Source organism: Deltaproteobacteria bacterium, assembly GCA_016874735.1.
In the GTDB taxonomy this organism is placed as follows: Bacteria; Bdellovibrionota_B; Oligoflexia; order Oligoflexales; family CAIYRB01; genus CAIYRB01.
This window is the reverse complement of the sequence record VGTI01000016.1, coordinates 56,538-73,762: the sequence shown is the minus strand read 5'-3', so window position 1 is coordinate 73,762 and position 17,225 is coordinate 56,538. Positions and strand designations below refer to the sequence as shown.

Annotated in this window: 14 protein-coding genes; 7 read left to right on the top strand and 7 right to left on the bottom strand. The window is 52.5% G+C overall.

Annotation, left to right across the window (positions count from 1 at the left end; all coding sequences use genetic code 11):
- A partial coding sequence (locus FJ146_09355) for a hypothetical protein (GenBank protein ID MBM4252164.1) occupies nucleotides 1–361 on the bottom strand: 361 nt, incomplete at its 3' end.
- 296 nt (nucleotides 362–657) lie between these two features.
- On the opposite strand from FJ146_09355, the gene FJ146_09350 reads away from it, so the two are divergent.
- Complete coding sequence (locus FJ146_09350; GenBank protein MBM4252163.1) at nucleotides 658–1,992, top strand: ATP-binding protein; 1,335 nt, start codon at nucleotides 658–660, stop codon at nucleotides 1,990–1,992.
- Between the two features lie 75 nt (nucleotides 1,993–2,067).
- Here the strand turns inward: FJ146_09350 and FJ146_09345 are convergent, their stop codons facing one another.
- From FJ146_09345 to FJ146_09335, 3 genes are all read right to left on the bottom strand, one after another.
- Entirely contained in the window at nucleotides 2,068–3,243 is a 1,176-nt protein-coding gene (locus FJ146_09345; protein ID MBM4252162.1) for a hypothetical protein, read from the bottom strand.
- Between the two features lie 215 nt (nucleotides 3,244–3,458).
- Nucleotides 3,459–3,653, bottom strand: coding sequence for a hypothetical protein (locus FJ146_09340; protein MBM4252161.1), 195 nt, complete (start codon nucleotides 3,651–3,653; stop codon nucleotides 3,459–3,461).
- A gap of 117 nt (nucleotides 3,654–3,770) precedes the next feature.
- Nucleotides 3,771–4,163 (bottom strand): hypothetical protein, encoded by a 393-nt coding sequence (locus FJ146_09335; protein ID MBM4252160.1) that lies wholly within the window; start codon nucleotides 4,161–4,163, stop codon nucleotides 3,771–3,773.
- Nucleotides 4,164–4,325: 162 nt separating this feature from the next.
- On the opposite strand from FJ146_09335, the gene FJ146_09330 reads away from it, so the two are divergent.
- The 4 genes from FJ146_09330 to FJ146_09315 are packed head-to-tail and all read left to right on the top strand — an operon-like array spanning nucleotide 4,326 to nucleotide 11,280.
- The gene (locus FJ146_09330; protein MBM4252159.1) at nucleotides 4,326–5,375 is read left to right on the top strand and encodes an AAA family ATPase; all 1,050 of its coding nucleotides are present in this window, start codon (nucleotides 4,326–4,328) and stop codon (nucleotides 5,373–5,375) included.
- On the top strand, nucleotides 5,376–6,296 hold the full coding sequence (locus FJ146_09325; protein ID MBM4252158.1) for a DUF58 domain-containing protein: 921 nt from the start codon (nucleotides 5,376–5,378) through the stop codon (nucleotides 6,294–6,296).
- Nucleotides 6,293–8,941 carry a DUF4159 domain-containing protein gene (locus tag FJ146_09320; protein MBM4252157.1) on the top strand — a complete coding sequence of 883 codons (2,649 nt, stop codon included), beginning with the start codon at nucleotides 6,293–6,295 and terminating at the stop codon, nucleotides 8,939–8,941. Before FJ146_09325 ends, FJ146_09320 begins: the two co-directional genes overlap by 4 nt.
- A gap of 2 nt (nucleotides 8,942–8,943) precedes the next feature.
- Nucleotides 8,944–11,280: a hypothetical protein gene (locus tag FJ146_09315; protein ID MBM4252156.1), complete on the top strand. Its 2,337-nt coding sequence runs from the start codon at nucleotides 8,944–8,946 to the stop codon at nucleotides 11,278–11,280.
- A 14-nt stretch (nucleotides 11,281–11,294) separates the two neighbouring features.
- Here FJ146_09315 and FJ146_09310 read toward each other — a convergent pair whose 3' ends face one another.
- From FJ146_09310 to FJ146_09300, 3 genes are read right to left on the bottom strand one after another with little or no spacing between them, the layout of a single operon-like run.
- Nucleotides 11,295–12,029, bottom strand: coding sequence for a methyltransferase (locus FJ146_09310; protein ID MBM4252155.1), 735 nt, complete (start codon nucleotides 12,027–12,029; stop codon nucleotides 11,295–11,297).
- Nucleotides 12,026–12,340, bottom strand: a complete 315-nt coding sequence (locus tag FJ146_09305) for a 2Fe-2S iron-sulfur cluster binding domain-containing protein (GenBank protein ID MBM4252154.1) — start codon at nucleotides 12,338–12,340, stop codon at nucleotides 12,026–12,028. Before FJ146_09305 ends, FJ146_09310 begins: the two co-directional genes overlap by 4 nt.
- Nucleotides 12,341–12,371: 31 nt before the next feature.
- Nucleotides 12,372–13,649 (bottom strand): hypothetical protein, encoded by a 1,278-nt coding sequence (locus tag FJ146_09300; protein ID MBM4252153.1) that lies wholly within the window; start codon nucleotides 13,647–13,649, stop codon nucleotides 12,372–12,374.
- A 340-nt stretch (nucleotides 13,650–13,989) separates the two neighbouring features.
- Here FJ146_09300 and FJ146_09295 point away from each other — a divergent pair, with 340 nt between their 5' ends.
- Together FJ146_09295 and FJ146_09290 are read left to right on the top strand one after the other, a co-directional pair.
- Nucleotides 13,990–15,726: a DUF1592 domain-containing protein gene (locus FJ146_09295; protein MBM4252152.1), complete on the top strand. Its 1,737-nt coding sequence runs from the start codon at nucleotides 13,990–13,992 to the stop codon at nucleotides 15,724–15,726.
- Nucleotides 15,723–17,120 carry a DUF1552 domain-containing protein gene (locus tag FJ146_09290; protein MBM4252151.1) on the top strand — a complete coding sequence of 466 codons (1,398 nt, stop codon included), beginning with the start codon at nucleotides 15,723–15,725 and terminating at the stop codon, nucleotides 17,118–17,120. The genes FJ146_09295 and FJ146_09290 overlap by 4 nt, the downstream gene beginning before the upstream one ends.
- The last annotated feature ends 105 nt before the right edge of the window (nucleotides 17,121–17,225 follow it).

Here is a 17,225-nt window from a genome sequence, read left to right as displayed (position 1 = left end):
CCTTAGCTATGACCTCGACATAAACAGTCTTAGTCCCGTCCCCAAAGACTTCGCTCACTTCGGCATCGGTCATGGGGATGCGAATCTGAAACACGCCTTGGTTTAGCGTTGCCCCGGCAGTCCTGAAAGATCGGGATAAGGCTGCGCCGTCCGCCGCTGCGTCCCAAAACTTGAGCTCAATATCGACCGGCCCTTTCATGGGCTCACCACCCGGGAGTGTAAGTCGTCCGGAGTAGCTCAACGGGTAGGTGCGATCTTGTGCACTAGATGTCGGCGAACCCACCGAAAAAGATAGAGCGACCGTCAGCGCTGGCGTCAGCGCAAAGGTCATGTATTTTCGGATGGTTACCGCTCGCACCATAGGCGCCTCGGCTAAGGGGCTGAAATCCCTGGCTATACATGGGGGGTGAGAGTCCACTCCCTATGCCCCCGGCATCGGCTATATGCCAGAAAACTTTAGGTGAAAGGGTAACTCTCGGTAATTAGGCAGCGAAACTGGGCGGATCTGCGCACAGCCTGCAAACTCGCGATCCTGAATTCCGTTGCAACGCCGGGGGCGCTGATGGGGCCGTTGGAACTTGCGATAGAGAGATATTCGTACTAATATTTCATATAAATAAGAAGTATTGCCACCAATAAGTCTAATTAATAGGTTTTATGTACCGTAAAATACAGAGGAATTTGGAAGAGTGGCGGCAAAGTCAAGATCGGATGCCTTTGGTGATTAAGGGCGCTCGTCAGGTTGGTAAGACTTATCTGCTCAAAGAATGGGGTGCTAGCACATTTGCTAGGGTGCATTACATTAACTTCGAGAAGTCGCCTGCCATGGCGAAGATGTTTGAGCAAGACTTTGAGACTAAGCGCATCGTTGATGATTTGGGTTTTGCACTCAAAACCAAGATTGATTTGGACAAAGATTTGCTGATCCTAGACGAGATTCAAGCGGCCCCCAAGGCGCTTACCTCGCTCAAATACTTTTGCGAGGACATGCCACGTTTAGCCATCTGTGCTGCTGGTTCACTCTTGGGTGTGATCTTATCAGATGAGTCATTCCCAGTCGGCAAAGTCAGTTTTCTCCATATGCATCCCATGTGCTTTGAAGAATTCTTTCTGGCCGTTGATGAGCGAGATACTTGGAAAAGATTATCTGATCCCGCACTAGACGCGAAGCTGTCAGACACTGTGCATGATCACTTATGGCAAATGACTAGATTGTACTATGTTGTTGGGGGAATGCCCGCTGCTGTCATGGCATTCATCAAACATAGGGACTCGATACCCAAAGCTTGGAAAAAAGTCCGCGACGTGCAACGCTCGTTGATTCTCGGCTACGAGAACGATTTTGCTAAACATGCTGGCAAAATTAATGCTGCACATATTCAGGTGCTTTACCGGAATATTCCATCACAGCTTGCGCAATCTCATGATGATTCCACAAAGAGGTTCAGGTTCGGCGACGTCATGAGTGGTAAAAAAGGCTTTGCATCCTGGGAGCGTCCACTTAGATGGCTCGTAAATGCAGGCATTGTATTGCAAGCTAAAATTGTGAACCAGGCACAGCAGCCCCTAGAACATTTTTGTCACGGTAATTTGTTTAAGCTGTTTGTTCATGATGTCGGGATCTTGGGGTGTATGCAGAATTTGGATCCTGAGTCTTTATATCGCCAAGATTATGGCATGGCTAAGGGGTTTTTTGCGGAAAATTTTGTCGCTCAGGAACTCCGTGCCGCTCATTGTGACCGGGAATGGCCACTTTACTCTTGGCAGGAGGGTGAGGCGCAGATCGAATTTGTGCGTGGATATGCAAATTCGATAGTCCCTATTGAGGTTAAGGCAGGACATCGCACCAAAGCTAAGAGCCTCGCTGAGTTTGTGCGCAAATATCATCCAACGCTTTCGATCAAAGTAAGCGCTAAAAATCTGAGTTACGATGCCGACAGTGGTCGCCTAAATCTGCCGCTGTATTTGGCCAAGTGGGCAGCGCTTTTGTAACAGAACAGAATAATCTCAATGGTATCGGTCAGCGTAGCAAGAAAAGAGAATTGGATCCAAGGAACCTCACCCAGCCTAAACCCGCTCCGCACCCATAAGAGTAATCTCTTGGCGGTCATGGAACAGATGCTTGGCCTGCATGATAGCCCACGGATAGCGCGCCAGTAGGTCCAGGGCCTCACGGATAGCTGGCCATGGTTTGGCTTGGGGTAGCTTAACGTTGAAGACAAAGTTCTTGGCCCAACCCTGACTGAGCCAACGCTCCAGCACGGCCAGCGTTTCACGCGAGCCCACCAGCATGTCGCAGACGACCCAGTCGACGGGAGCATGCGGACGGTAGGTGAGGCCGTTTTCTTTCAGATGCGTGACCAACTCAGTGAACTTTTTGTTGTTAGGTAGTTTTAGAGCGCCGTGGTCGATGGCTGTCACTGACGCGCCGTGGCGCACTAGGGTAAACGTCCAGCCGCCCGGAGCAGCTCCGAGATCAATCGCGGTGTCGCCGCTTTTGGGGGCGTGCCCAAGGAGGAGCAAGGCTTCTTCCAGTTTGCTCGAACTTCGTGATGGGGCACCTGGAAAGTGGCGCATGCGTTGGTTGCCGCCGATAAACCGCGACGGACCTTCCCCTAGACTCGCAGTGGAGAACCAGACGTCGTTGACCGTCGCGACGTAAACCTGAACCAAAAGAGTATTGTTTATCATGCTGCTGGCACCGTCCCCTAAGTCCTGCGTATCGACAACCGGTAGCTCGGGGATGTAGCGTGCATAAAGACGTGGCAGCCGGGTCTTAAGCGCAGCTAGTAATAATTTTTCGATACGCAGCGCTAACGCAGTCGCTGGATCATCATCCAGAGCAAAAGCGTGCAGCGTCCAGGGCATTGCTTGGCGATTAGCGCGTTTTGATAAGACTTCAAGACGTTTAACGATGGCGCTGATAATGCCATGAAGCATGTCGTCGACCTTCGATGGACTGCTAACGGCAAAGTGCACGGCGCGTGGCATCAACTGACGGGCAAAGACCGATGCACTGAGCTTTGGCAGCTGAATGTTTTCGTCAAAGGCGACTGCAGCTGGTCCTACCACGTGACCTTGAAGATTTAAGCGATCGCGAAATTCTTCGACCGCAATTTCAGCAAAACCTGGTCTCGTGAGCACTAATTGGAATTTGTTTGCAGGCATACGTTGCGATCTTGAAGTTGGATAAAAAAAGTTGAAGGAGTTCAGGCCATTGCGGTCCGTGTGGGGAGGTAGCATGGATGCTGCCCGGTAGGTCAAAGATATTTTTGTAACATCGCGAATATCATGGACTTACTTGATGTCCGTGGGGGGGGACCTCCAACCTCAAAAAAAGCGAGCGGTTGCAAGGAGCTCAAGGCTCCCTGACCGCTCGTCCTGACTGTGGCTTAAGTCTGATCTCTCTAACTAATCTCGGAAATGAGATCGTTCGCTACATGGTGTAGCGCCGGCACTCAGCCAAACTGATTTTGGTCGTGGGGGCAAGCTGGATTCGAGCAATCGGGCTCCGTGCAGCTGCCGTCCTCGCAGTGACCGTCTTCGCAGCAGCCACCGGCGTCACAGCAACGCTCACCGTGAGACGATGCAAATGCGTAGGATTGTAAAATGACGAATGCAGAAGTTACCGCAATAAGTAAAGACTTTTTCATAATTTACCCCAAATGTGTTTAATTGAATTTAAGCGAGCCACAGGAGACGAGCGGCAGGGAGCGCTGGCTTCGTCAGAGCCTACGGGAGGCTCGAACGACGCAAGGCTGCCTTCGTGGTTAGACGCTCGCTATCGGTGGGCGGTTAATGTCTGCTTCCGGCTGTGTCGAATGCAGTGACTTAGCACCAAAATTATCATTTAGCGGTAGACTACTTGCAGGCAGCGCGTTTGCTGCCGTTGACGGTGCCGTGAAGTTATGGCTGTGACAGCAACCTAAACAGACGTCATGGTGGATGCACGTACAGCCGGTGGCATCGAACACATCTGGGCCGTCCAGAGGGCCAGGCGCAACGGAGGCAGCTTTTTGTGCTACGCTGGTGGCCTCATGAGGGGAGCTGTGGGCCAGCATGCAGTTGACAGCGCTCTTTTCCGAATCACAGGCTGGTATGGCCGCAGCAACATTTGCTGCTAGAAAGCAGAGGCTCACCAGAATGTGAAAAAATTTACTCATGCCTTTCAGTATAGCGCAGTTTTTTTCGGATGAACATCAACCAACTTCATGAGAGCCACCCGGTTTTGGGATCAACCTCAACACCTATGATATAGTGTTGTAATCATCTCTCATTCGCGCACTCGTGAGGGTGCAGATGGGGCGCAGGTCGGGGAGCTCGCTATGACAACAACGTCGTCTCTTTCCATTGCCGATGCCAATGCCGTTGCCGGGCGTCTCAGAGAGAGCGTGGCCAAGGCTGTATTTGGGCAAGAAGCCTTGATCACAGAGGCGCTATGCTGCCTCTTGGCCGGTGGCCATATACTTATGACGGGTGCCCCTGGTCTGGCTAAGACCACCCTGGTGCGGGTGTTTGCCCGGCACTTGGGGGTCGGTTTTGCCCGTATTCAGTTCACACCGGATCTCTTGCCAGCCGATATCGTCGGCGCTGAGATCTTGAACCTAGACGTAGCCACAGGTCAGCGCCAGTTTAGTTTCGCCAAAGGCCCAGTGTTTACTAACTTGCTTTTAGCGGACGAGATCAACCGCGCTTCACCCAGGACCCAGTCGGCTCTACTTGAGGCAATGCAGGAGCGCAGCGTGACGGTTGCTGGCTCGCAGCATCTCCTTCCCCAGCCCTTCATGGTCTTTGCGACCCAAAATCCGTTTGAGGCCGAGGGTACGTTTCCTCTGCCAGAGGCGCAGCTAGACCGTTTTTTACTCCATACGCTAGTTGCTTACCCCGATGCCGAGAGTGAAAGCCGGATTCTTGCGGAGCATGCTGCTAATCAGCTGGTGGGCGAACAACATGGTCCTCAGAGCGGTAAATTTGAGCAGACGACGCAGGAAGAGGTTGCTGGACTGATAGCTGCCGTGCGCAAGGTGCATGTAGACGAGGCGGTGATGGTGGGGATTCGCGATTTGGTGCGCGCCACCCGACCTGAGGATGAGCTTTGTCCTGAGGAGTTTAGGCGCTTGATTTGGTACGGAGCTGGCCCCCGTGCCGGGATCAGTCTTATTTCTGTGACCAGAGCGCTTGCTCTTATGGAAGGTCAGGATGCGGTGAGGTGGGAACACGTGCGTCGTCTGGCGGCACCGGCCCTGCGTCACAGGATGTGTTTGACCTCCCAGGGTAGCCGCGAGGAGATGACGGCTGATCGCGTGATTACCGCCCTCATAGAGAGGTGTGAGCAACAACATAAAAACCTTGCCCGCGGGCTGAAGAGCACCTAAATGAGTGATCACGATCTCAGCGAAGTCTCAACCCTGGCATCGCTGCAACCGATGAACACGCGTGAGCTCCATTATCGCGACTATAAAAATCGTCTGAGGCTCCAGGGCAGTCAGTTCATGAGCCTAAAGCGGCCCAGTCGTTTGATCGAGTCTAGTCGCGATTACATCCCTGGCGATCCCGTCGCTCTGATTGATTGGCGCGTTTACGCACGTAGTGATCGGCTCATTGTGCGCGAGGTACGAGATGAGTCGGCATCTCACGTCCGCATCGGTATCGACTTGTCATCGACCATGTGGTGGCCAACGGCTGATGTGACCCGTGATCGTCTGCCGACTAAAGCTGAAATCGCTATGCGCATTGCCTTACACTTGAGTTATGCGCATCTGCGCATGGGTGATCAGGTCGAGGTTTTTTGGCTCACCGAAGATAGTGACAAGCTTCCGCCATTTCGTTTTCGGCCGCGACGCCCAGCTATGATTCAGAGTCAGTTTAGCCAACTAGAGGCCGGCGGTTTCCACCTCAGTCAATGGTTTCAAGTAGAACGGTCCTCCTACCCGGATACGACGGTGGATGTGACGTTTTGGATCGGAGATGGTCTCGGTAACGCAGATTCGGCGGGTTTTCTCCGGCAAGGTGCAAGGTCTTTCTTTTGGCATACTTTGAGTTCCATGGAGCTTAGTACGAGTTGGCTTGATGATCAGAATTCGTATTTTGATCGGGCATTTGCGACTAAAGAGTATAGAGGATCGGTGCTTAAACAGCAGGATCAGTATCTGGGGCAGGTGCGTGGGTGGTGCGATAGTTTTGCCCAGCTCCAGCATGCGCAAGGGGGAGCCTACGAGACGGTCAGCGATTCGACCGCCATCGGCGCTTATCAAACAGCATTAACGGCATTTTTTAAGGCAAATAGGCGACTATGAGCTTTGGCAGTATGGTATTGATGCCCACGACGGCGACAATTGGCGTCGCTGCCATGTCGTTACTTGGTGTGGCCATTTGGTGGCTAAGACGCAAACGTCAAAGGCGCATATGGCTGCCTACCATGCGGATCATGCGCATTGAGCCGCGGATACTCCCGCGCCTAGTCATGCGTGTGCCTCCCCTTATCGCTTTTATCTGCTTTATCATCTCGGTACTCGCATTGGTGCTTCATTCGCTTAGACCGAGTAGCGAAGTTTTTGCGCCATTTGAGCCGAATCAGACGCGCATTCATATCTTTTGCGATCTGAGTCCATCGGTCGCAGCGCAAGTGACACTTGATGAATACGCTGCACAGGTGACTGCCATCTTTGAATCGATGCAAAACCTAGGACGCGTGAGCCTCTCCACATCGTATGCGGCGACAATTCATCAACCTGAGAACGCCGATGCCGTCGGACGTTTGATCAGGAGCGTTGGTTTTCAAAGAGCCGGGGTGAGGCTGGGAGCGGCGATTAAACAGTTGGTGAATGGTGGCCTAGAGGCTAATCGTCTGATCGTGGTATCGGACCGTGATCAGCATTCGTGGACGGACTTTAATTGGCGGTATTTGAGTGACGAGATGGAGGTCATTTTCTACGACCTTCAGAGAACAAAGGAATCCGTTGCCAATTATTTTATAAACGATGCGCGATTTTTATCTTCGCCTGCTGCAGTGACGCAGGATTGGGATGTCGAGATTATCAGGCGTAGTGTAGACGAAGCTGCCCAAGGACGCTTGACTGCCACCTTTATGGGGCAGGAGTTGACGGCAGTGCCTTGGCAGTTTGCACCAGGCAAGCAACGCCTGAACGTCCGCCTTAGCTGGCCAGCAGCTTCCCTAGTTGAGGTCGATAGGTCATCAAGTCGCGATGTACCTCTCGTCTTTAGGCTAGAGCCCGAGGGTCAAGACGCGATTGCGGCGGATAATGCCTTTCGCAGTGAGATTCGAGGCCTGAAGCAAGATGCCTTGGTGATTAGTGAGAGCGGCGGTGAACGCTCCCTTGAGGATTTGGCTGAGGAGCTATCGGTATCTCTGTCTATCCAAGGGTTTCGCGTCAGACGCTACGACTACATCGGTGAGGGTGTGGCTGATCTAGTGGAGTTTCCCCTGGTGGTGGCGATTGGCGGGCATGGTAGTGACAATTTTTGTCCTGTAAGTCTTGCGCCGACGAATCTCAGTAAAAAATCGCGACGTTCCGGTACAGATACGAAGAAAAGTAGCCCACGCATTCTACCCAAGGTGTGGTTGGCACCGTCGCGTCTTGATGCAGATTTTAGAATGCTGTGCTCATGCTTTGTGAAATTACAGATGCCTAGTGAAGGGGCACCGATTGCCCCGGAGCTATGCCAACAGGTCAAAAATCGTGAAGACTGGATCCAGCTACTACCACTACTTGGTGGTAAACAAATTGGCGGTTCTGTTGGTGAGAATGCTAGGGCACTGGCCTATCTGCGACGTGATCCAAGTAGCGGCCTGGAAGTGCTGGCGTTTACAGTTCCCTTGATGCCAATGGTGGCGACTGGTATCACACATGCCTCAATGCCTATTATGATCAAAGAATTACTTAAATGGCAGGGCGTAGGGGAGGCTTACGGTCCCGTGGGGGCTAATTGGCCGCGTGTAGACGATTTCGCGCAGGTCGCTTGGCAGGGTGAAGGCACGCGCGATAGCGAACTCATGGCTCGCATCAGATTGAGTAATGTTCCGATTGGAGAGAGCCTGATGACGCAACTTGAACAGTCGCAACTCCCGCCGCGGTGGTCCAACGATCCTACAGAAATCACCCGCCAACTTCCGACCAAAAAGGATAGAGAAGATCCGCTGCCGTGGCTCCGCATTGTGGCCGTAATCTGTGTGATGGCAATGTTTTTAGAGGGTGCCTTGGATTTAGTTAGCCGATTAGTACGCCTAGTGAAAAATCGCCCGCAATTACTAATTTTAGCCTTAGCACTCATAGCCTTGAGCGAGTCCGCTAGTGCAAAGGTGGAGATATCTCTTCTGTCCTCACAGGGAGTGAGACCTAGTTTTGCTGTCCTTGCACGAGAGGTGTCGCAGCGCACTAGCATCGAGATCGATAGCAAACCCACAGTCCACACGCAGGTTTCACCGGAGGCGTTAGCCGAGCCTTGGCTTTGGGTCGAGCGGCTCGATACAATTTCTACGAAGTCCGGCGCTTTGGACCACGATCTTGCTCTATGGCTGAAGCGGGGTGGGCTCCTGATAGTGGAGGCGCCTTGGACAGTCACTCAGCTTGATACCTTGGTGACGCGGCTCAACACCCGCCAAGCAGGATCGAATGATGGTTGGAAGCCGCTCCCGCCTGATCATGAACTTATGCGGAGTTTTTACCTGCTCGATGCCTTACCTTCATGCCAAGGTGAGATCTGGCGTGGCTATCAATTTGACGGGCGTCTAGCCATACTGGCGATACCCTATGGATTTCTGCAATCGGTACGGGATCAAAGCGCACCCGTTACTTGCAGTAATCCGCCTGATAATGAGCGCGCGACACGTATTTTCGTCAACATGATTATGGTGGCTTTGGCAACCGACTATAAACGTGATCAAATTCATTTGCCCGAGATTCTTAAACGCCTGAGGTAACGGTGAATTTTTCGGCCACTATGTTTCAAGATGCACTAAGTTGGCCACTTGCCGTGGTCACCAGTGCCCTGTTGTTACTGTGGATCTCTTGGCTGATTCAGATCGGATTCCTGCGCGGAACGGTCGCTATTCTTTTGCGCGCTGTTTGGCTTCTGCCGATCGCTCTCAGCTTTATTCCGCAAACTGAGACGCAGCAACTGCCGCGGGCTCTCAGTCTGAGGCCTGTTCACATTTTGATCGATGACTCAGAGAGTATGCGCATTCCCGGCGATAAGGCAGTTACTTACGTCGACAGCGCAACGAAGAAGATTGAAATCGACTGCGTAAGACTTGGATGTGTGCCCAAATTCACGAAACTTAGTGAACAAGATGACGCGGTGCGTGAGGGATTCACCCCGCTAAGTCGCGTATTTGAATCTTGGATTTACCGCGTAGGCAGCGAACCTTGGCTACTCTTGAGCGATGGTGGCGATTACATGCCGGCGCAGAAGTGGCCAACCACGCTACGTGATGTCGGGCAGCCTAGCGCTAAGGGGAAGACCCCACGTGGCTTAGTGATCGGCCTTAAAGATGAAGCAAACCGCAACATCTGGATCAAGAGTAGCGACATTCAGCCGTTCGCCTTTGAAGACAAACCGATTGTATTCAGCGTCACACTTGGTCGGTCGGGGACGAGTCTTGGAGCAGAGCGCATTCAGCTCCAGGTGTTGAACGGTGAGCAGTCACTTGCCAATGTCAATGCGGCTTTTACCGGTAATACTGACTCGTCCATGGTCACTGTTACCTTACCTGCGTTACCAAGAGGCCAGCATCTTCTCACCATACGGGCACTACCAACCCCCGACGAGTCTGCGCTGTGGGATAATACGATGTATGTGCAAACAGAGGTTTTACCCAACACCGTTGGTATTCTGCATTTGCTTGGCAGTCCAAGCTGGGATGGACGCTTTCTCCGTCGCTACTTAAAGTCTGAGCCCAAATATGACTTGATTAGTTTTTTCATTCTTCGTGACCCGTGGGACAGCCAGCACGTCAACGAACGAGAATTGAGTTTGATCCCATTTCCGGTCGAGCGCCTTTTCCGCGAAGAACTTAGCCACTTTCGTGTGGTTATTGTCCAAAACTTCACTGTTTTTCAGTTTCTTCTGCCTGAATATCAGAGGAATTTGGTTAAATTTGTACAAGATGGTGGAGGCCTACTGTTCGTCGGTGGCCCACGTGCACTAGCGAACTCTGATCTCAGTAGCTCGCCTTTACGTGAGATACTTCCGTTTGAACTTCTCGATGGAGAGTTCACGAGCGGCGGTCCCGATTTTACTGCATTTGGTGATGATTTCCTCGCAGCACCTACGTCCTCGTCTGGCGGAAGCGGTCCGACTTACGATGCGAATATGTCATTTAGGGTCGAGATGGCGAAACCGGACCCTGCTAAACGTGCCCTTGCCAATGTTTACGAGGATTGGGAGGCGATTTCTGGACCGTTGACCGGCTGGCGCAACGGAAAGGGTCTACACCATATGGAAAGGGTGCAACTAAAATCAGCCACTACCACGCTGCTGACGGCTAAAACTGATGGCAAGGATATCCCGCTTGCCGTAGCCTCCTATCCCGGTAAGGGGCGGGCTTTGTGGCTATTCAGCGATAGTTTGTGGCGACTCGGATTAACACCGAGCGCTACGACATCCAGGCAGGTTTATAATCAGTTTATGCATGGTGCGATGACATGGCTCATGCGCCAAGATTTAAGACGTCCGTTGATCGCAACAAATTTTGCTCTGCGTAGCTTGAAGTACGGCAGTACTCAGTGGCGTGTGACGCTCCAAGGGCCGGCTGCGCGTTACTTCCAGCAGGGTCCGGATTGGCGTCTGTCAGTCTGTGGTCATGCTATCTCATTAGATAGCGTGATCGCGACTAAACACAGCGAAGAGCAGTGGGAGCTTGCGGGACCACTTACGACCAGTATGGCAGGAGGTTTGCGCTGTACGCTTGAGGTGGAGGGTGAGCATGCAGCTTTTGGCTCAGTAAAGGCTAGCGTTACGGCAACCTTTCCCGAGATTTTTAAGGACCGAGAGGTTGGTGCAGCCCCACAAAAATTGCAGGAACTGGCGCAACTCACCGGTGCGACTCTGGCTATTATGCCGCCCGAGCCTGGCGACGTCATTGATCATTGGTTGACCGGTGCGACTAGCACAGACGGTATTGCACTGCCTAGTCGCTTCAAAACGCTCAGAAACTTCTACTGGATACTGGATACACCCTGGCTATGGTTGCTTCTGCTTGCGCTCCCTCTAGAGGTAGTCGTGCGTCGGTGGGAACATATCATTGGCGCGGGCGCGTGATGTAGCTTAGTGAATCAATAATGAAGCATGTACGGTGCGAGCAAAAGTCGCATCGCGTCGGTGGGATTATTGTCTGCTTGGTACCGGGCGAGCTGGGTAGTCACTAGGTCACCCGCCTCTAATGCGTAAGCCGCGATGGCACGGTTGGGAACGCTTGTACTCTTATGGCACAGATTTAAGCGCTCTCGTTCGTATAGTCCTGCTTGGCTCGCTAAACCGCGAAAGACTTCAGCCTCTCTTGCCGGCAGTAGCACCCAGAAGCGCCCATGTGCGGCTAACATAAGTTTTACGCAGTTTATGAGGGTAGTGAAATTAAGACCATCAACGTGAGCATGGCGTGCCAAGTGAGCGGACTTACTTATGGTGGTGACGAGATCGCTCTGAAAAAATGGGGGATTGCAGATGATCAGGTCATAGGCAACTGGAGCTCTAGATGCGTAATCTTGGAGAGACGTGTTATAGACCGATAACATCGCCGCAAACGGGCTTGATCTGGCATTTTTTTCGGCTGTTGTGAAGGCCCCAGCATCGATCTCTATAGCGTCAATACGAGTGGTTGCCTCGGCACGTTGGCTCAACATAAGTGCAAGTAGGCCAGTGCCGGTACCGATATCAAGGATGAACTTTGCCCCTGAGGTTGGGACGTAGGCGCCAAATATCGTTGCATCAGAGGATATCTTCATCGCACAGTCAGTTTGGTCAACGGCAAACTGTTTGAACCGAAAGATATGATTGACCGGTCGAGTCAACGGGAACCCCAAAAGCCAGCGTGCTTTTTGATCACCAAGTCTGACTCAACCCGCACTTGACACGCAAGCCTCAGTCCCTTAGTTGCCGTGTGCGGTGGAAAATTTAGACGCCATGTTTCACGCGCGTTGAGAGGGGCTAGGTCGCCCTCTACAATCTCAACGGCACAGGTACCACACGTGCCCAGACCATGGCAATTTAAGTAACGAGACCCGCCATTATGCGGAGTCTCTCCCCCGCCTAGGATAGCGTCGCGCAGACGCACCCCACGTTCACACTGGATCAGCTGACCCTCGTAATTAATGATCGGCATGGCGGCTTAAGACTCCTCCCAAAGTGGAGTCTTATTCTAGATCACTATGGACCAACCGTTCCTCTGATTTCTTAAACTGCAACTGCGATTCTGGAGATATGGCGATTGGCAGTCGAAATCCTAGGTGCTTTGTGTTGGTAATCAACTTATTGTCCGGTCCTTTGCCGCCGAAAATGAGCATCTCCTTGCCCGTCCAAACGGCGGTATGCTCGCACCTTGCTGTCATGCGACCGTTGCCTTTGATGAGGCGCCAGGCTTGGGTCTTGGGATTGTAAGCAGCGCCGTCACCGAGAATCCTCTCGTCGTGACGACCACCCCAAATCACCATTTCTTCGCCAGTCCAAACAGCGGTGTGTAGCTCACGGCTACGCAAAGCGGCTGGGGCTTTGGGGAGCGCTTCCCAACTATTAGTCTCAGGGTCGAATATAGCGCCGTCTCCGAGAAGTTGATCGTCACTGGCACGACCACCCCAGATTATCATTTTGCTGCCCGTCCAAACGGCGGTGTGACTAACTCTAGGAGTGGGAGCACCGTCCTCGGCAGTTGCAGTCCAAGTCTTTGTGTCAGGGCTAAAGATGCCACCTGAGTTTAGCCATTGGTCCTGATCGCCTCCGCCCCATACCAGCATTTTCTTGCCGGTCCAAATGGCCGTGTGATAGGCGCGAGCGCTAGGTGCGCCTTCAGTTTTAACAGCTGACCACGAATCTTCCATCGGGTCGTAAAATCCACCGTCGGCTAGATAGACGCTGTCAGAATTTGCCCCCCCCCAAACGAGCATCTCCGTGCCCGTCCAGATGGCAGAGTGACCAGAGCGCGCAGAGGGGGCTCCCTTCGTGGCGACTTCGCGCCAATGGTCCTCAGTAGGGGTAATCCTTACTCCGGTTGCAACGGGATCGCGCGTTGCAGCATCCACGCCACCCCAGGCGATCATCATTTCTCCATTCCAAACACTACTATGGTAGTAGCGTGATCCACGCTCGGTTCTCTTGATCGGGTACCAGTGATCTGTATCCGGATAGAAAATTCCGCCCGCAGTTTCGCTATTCTCAATTTTACGATCGACGACACCACCCCAAACCATCATGGCATCGCCGGTCCAGATGCTGGTGTGCAGAGTCCTTGGGGTTGCCTCTAAACGGGAAACAGGCATCGCCGTCGGTCTAACAGCGTCTGCACCTATGGCCGAGCTGATGGCCGCCAATTTAGATTCGCCCACTTTAGCCGTGGTACGGCAGCCGTAGGTTGGTAGGATCCCAACGGCCAGTGCCGTGATGCGCAGGACGGTAAACTTCTGTTCCAGAAATTTCATAGCTGTCCTCCCGAGTTACCCTCTGACCAGGGCGCCGCGCATAGCGTGGCTATTCATCCGGGTCGTCCTCTACAACTTCCGCTTGTGCGAGGTATCGGCACACTTCAGGCAAAACTTAAATTAAAGTTATTTATCTCAATATGTCGATGGCTTAGACACCAAGCTTGCACTACTTAAATCATCTTACACGAATGATTTGCGGCTGATCCAAGAGGGCAACCGATCTTGTAACATCACGGAAAGACATGACTATCGCCGGGTACTTAAAGTTATTGCAGTCGTTACCGATGACACATGCAGTGGTGAGCGCTGATGCCCATCCAGTGATTAGAGAAACCGCATGGATCACAAAACCGCAGTCGCGATTGGGTGCTTGTTGCTGAGTATGGAAGTCAGTGGCTGTGGGGCGAAATCAGCTAAGGTCAAAGATGTGCGCAGTGCCAAAGTCGTGAAACCCATCGGGTCGCTGCCAGGGGAGAGCGACGCCCAGTCTGGTACACGGTCGCTGGGGCTCTCTTGTGGGGCCGGATACGCACCGGGGCGTGCAGCGCTGAGACTCATGTCCCATGAGGAGTACGACCAGACCGTTTCTGATCTGCTCTTCATCACAGACAAAGCAAGTAAGCTTGCTGTATTTGAGGCCACACCTAAAGGTCCTAGCGGTTTTGCCAGTGACACGGCTCATGTTTCCCTGTCGCCATTGACCGTGACGAAGTACTGGACGGCAGCGACAACCTTGGCCGATGCCGTTATTGCACGCAAGAACGACCAAGATGCCGCATTCCGTAAGATCGCTCCCTGCGCTGTCGGTAAATCCGAGGTTGAGGTGTCATGCCTTGAGTCCATCATCAGCGATTTTGGTCTGAGAGCGTGGCGGCGTCCCCTGACTTCCGTCGGAGCTGACAGTGAAAAGGCCAGACTCCTGCGTATTATGCAACAGGCGCCAAGTTTCGACCAAGGGTTAAGGAGTCTTTTGGTCGCTCTTTTGATCAGCCCTCATTTCATTTTTGTCAGCGTCCCCACAGAGGCCCCGACGCCAGTGGGTGAGGCAGCTGAGCTCGACAATTATCAGATTGCTTCGCGTCTTTCTTACTTCCTGTGGGGCACGATGCCTGATCAGGAGTTATTTGATCTGGCGGCACAGGACCAGCTCAGTGACGAGGTTAAGCTGAACAACCAAGTTGATCGCATGTTAAAAAACGACCGTGCTAGCTATCTAGTACGCACCATTGTTAATGACTGGATCGGCTTGGATGTGCTTGAGAACTTGGTGACTCCTGGCGTCAATGATGCACTAAAAAGAGCAATGCTCGAGGAAAGCTGGCGATTTGTCGCCGACCTTGTGATTCAGGACAAAAGTATTACCGATTTAGTAGCAGCAAAATATACATACGCCAATGGCATCTTGGCGGAGCACTATGGTATTCCGTGGAGCGAATCAGATCGTGCGAAATTCCAGCTTTTAGATCTAACTAATCACTCGCGTCGTGGTGTCTTAGGCCATGCCTCATTTCTACTGGCAACAGCCGGTTCGACGACGGAGACTCGGCCAGTAAAGCGTGGCAAAGACCTTGCTCTGAAATGGCTATGTCAGGATATCCCGCCACCGCCGCCCGGTATTCCACCTCTGGATACCAGTAAACTACCGCCTAATGCTACACCTCGGGAACTCTTGGCAGTACATACTAATAGCCCCAGCTGTGCATCCTGTCACGAGCGCTTGGATCCTCTCGGACTTGGATTTGAGTCGTTCGACGCGACGGGTAAGTGGAGGTCAACGTACACCCATTTAGGAGGTGCAGTGATTGACTCCTCTGGAAAATTGGATGCCTCCACCGAGTTCAAAGATACGCGCGAATTACTCGATCGACTTTCGGGCCAGCAAATCGTTCAGAGCTGTCTGGCTAAAAAAGTAATGGCACTAGCCGTGAAACGTCTTCCAGTCTCAAAAGATGACGAATGCGTAGCGACAGAAATGGGCGTTCGGAAATGGGGTGTTCAGGGTAAGTTTTCGGACCTACTAAAGGCCACTGTACTGACAAGGCAATTTCGTTGGCAAAGTGGAGATGCGCCATGAGTAACTTCAAGCTTAGTCGCCGTACCTTTATTAGTAGTAGTGGCACTACCTTTCTTTTGCCGTTATTTCCGAGTTGGGTTGCCAATCGGGCTACGGCTCAAACAGCGCGGGATCCGCGTCGCTTTGTCGCCTTTTACATTCCTAATGGAACCTATAATCGCGGCGATACTCCAACGTGGTACCCAGCGACAGGGGTTATGAACCGGAATAACCTGCCACCAGCCTTGGCGCCTTTCGATGCAATTGTGGGTGACTTCTCAGTGTTGAAACACATCAAGACTACGGCGGCAGATAATCTGGCAAATGCCAACGGCCAGCACGTCGGCGAAGCAGTGGCGTTTCTTACCTGTGGCCAAAACTTAGGCCCGCAGAATTCCTTTGAGCATCAGTATGCCGGCAAGAGCGGCAAGGCAGCCCTGGTCATTCAGGGGAACACCGCAGATCAGGGCGACAGATATCAGAACAACGGCATTTCCTATCTAAATGGTCGTATGGTCCGTGGCATTTCCAATCCTGGCGACCTCTATAGGCAGCTCGTGGGACAGGTTGCAGTCCCGGTGGCGCCTTCGCCACAGCCGGTTACCCAAAATTTAGAAGCCAGTATTATCGATAGTAGTCTCACAGATCTCAGTCAATTGAGGGCAAAACTAGGGCGTAGTGACCAGCAGAGACTAGACGATTTTTTGGCAGGACTTCGGGAACTAGAGCTAAAGTACCGCGACCCTGGCTCATCAGGCGGCGGCGCGTCATCGGGAAATAGCAGCGCCACTTGTCGTCCACCGACGAATCAGGCCAATTTAGATTCCGGAGCCGCAGCGGGAGATGGCAGCCTATACCTGGCTCGCATGCGGATGTTTAACGATCTCATCACAATAGCATTCGCTTGTGATCTCGTGCGGTCAGTAAGCGTTATGTTGGATGTCGAAACTGGGTCTCGGTCATTGCCAGCAGCGCCGCGCGAGCTTGTATATCAGGGTGCTGATATTGCCGGATGGAACAATCACTTAGTGTCGCATTTTGGTCATTTCAGCGGTGGCGATTTCTCACATGCGACGCCCGATGGCATACCGCGTTGTATCACGCGTGATCGCTTTTACTTTTCAGTAGTGGCTGACCTCATACAAAAGCTGAAAGCTGCCAAGGATAGTAGTGGTAGCGTCATCCTCGACAACTCCATTGTTCTTGCCGGGTTTGGCGTACGCGACGGGATGCACTATATGCATCTTTCGCAGGGTGCGCCGATGATCGTGGGCGGCGGACGAAATTTCATGACGCCGGGACAAAGTCTCGATATGTCTCAATTTGATGTGGCCGACATGTTCTTTACGTTTAATAAACATCTCGACATGGGGCTAAGCGACTTCCAGGGCGCAAGCCGCTTCTTGAGTCTTTAACTAGACCCAAAACGCAAATGATTTCTCGAGTCTAAATCACTGGTTATAAGAGTCTAGCGAGTCACTCCGTTTACAAAGTAAACGTATCAGCAGGAAAAGGCTCAA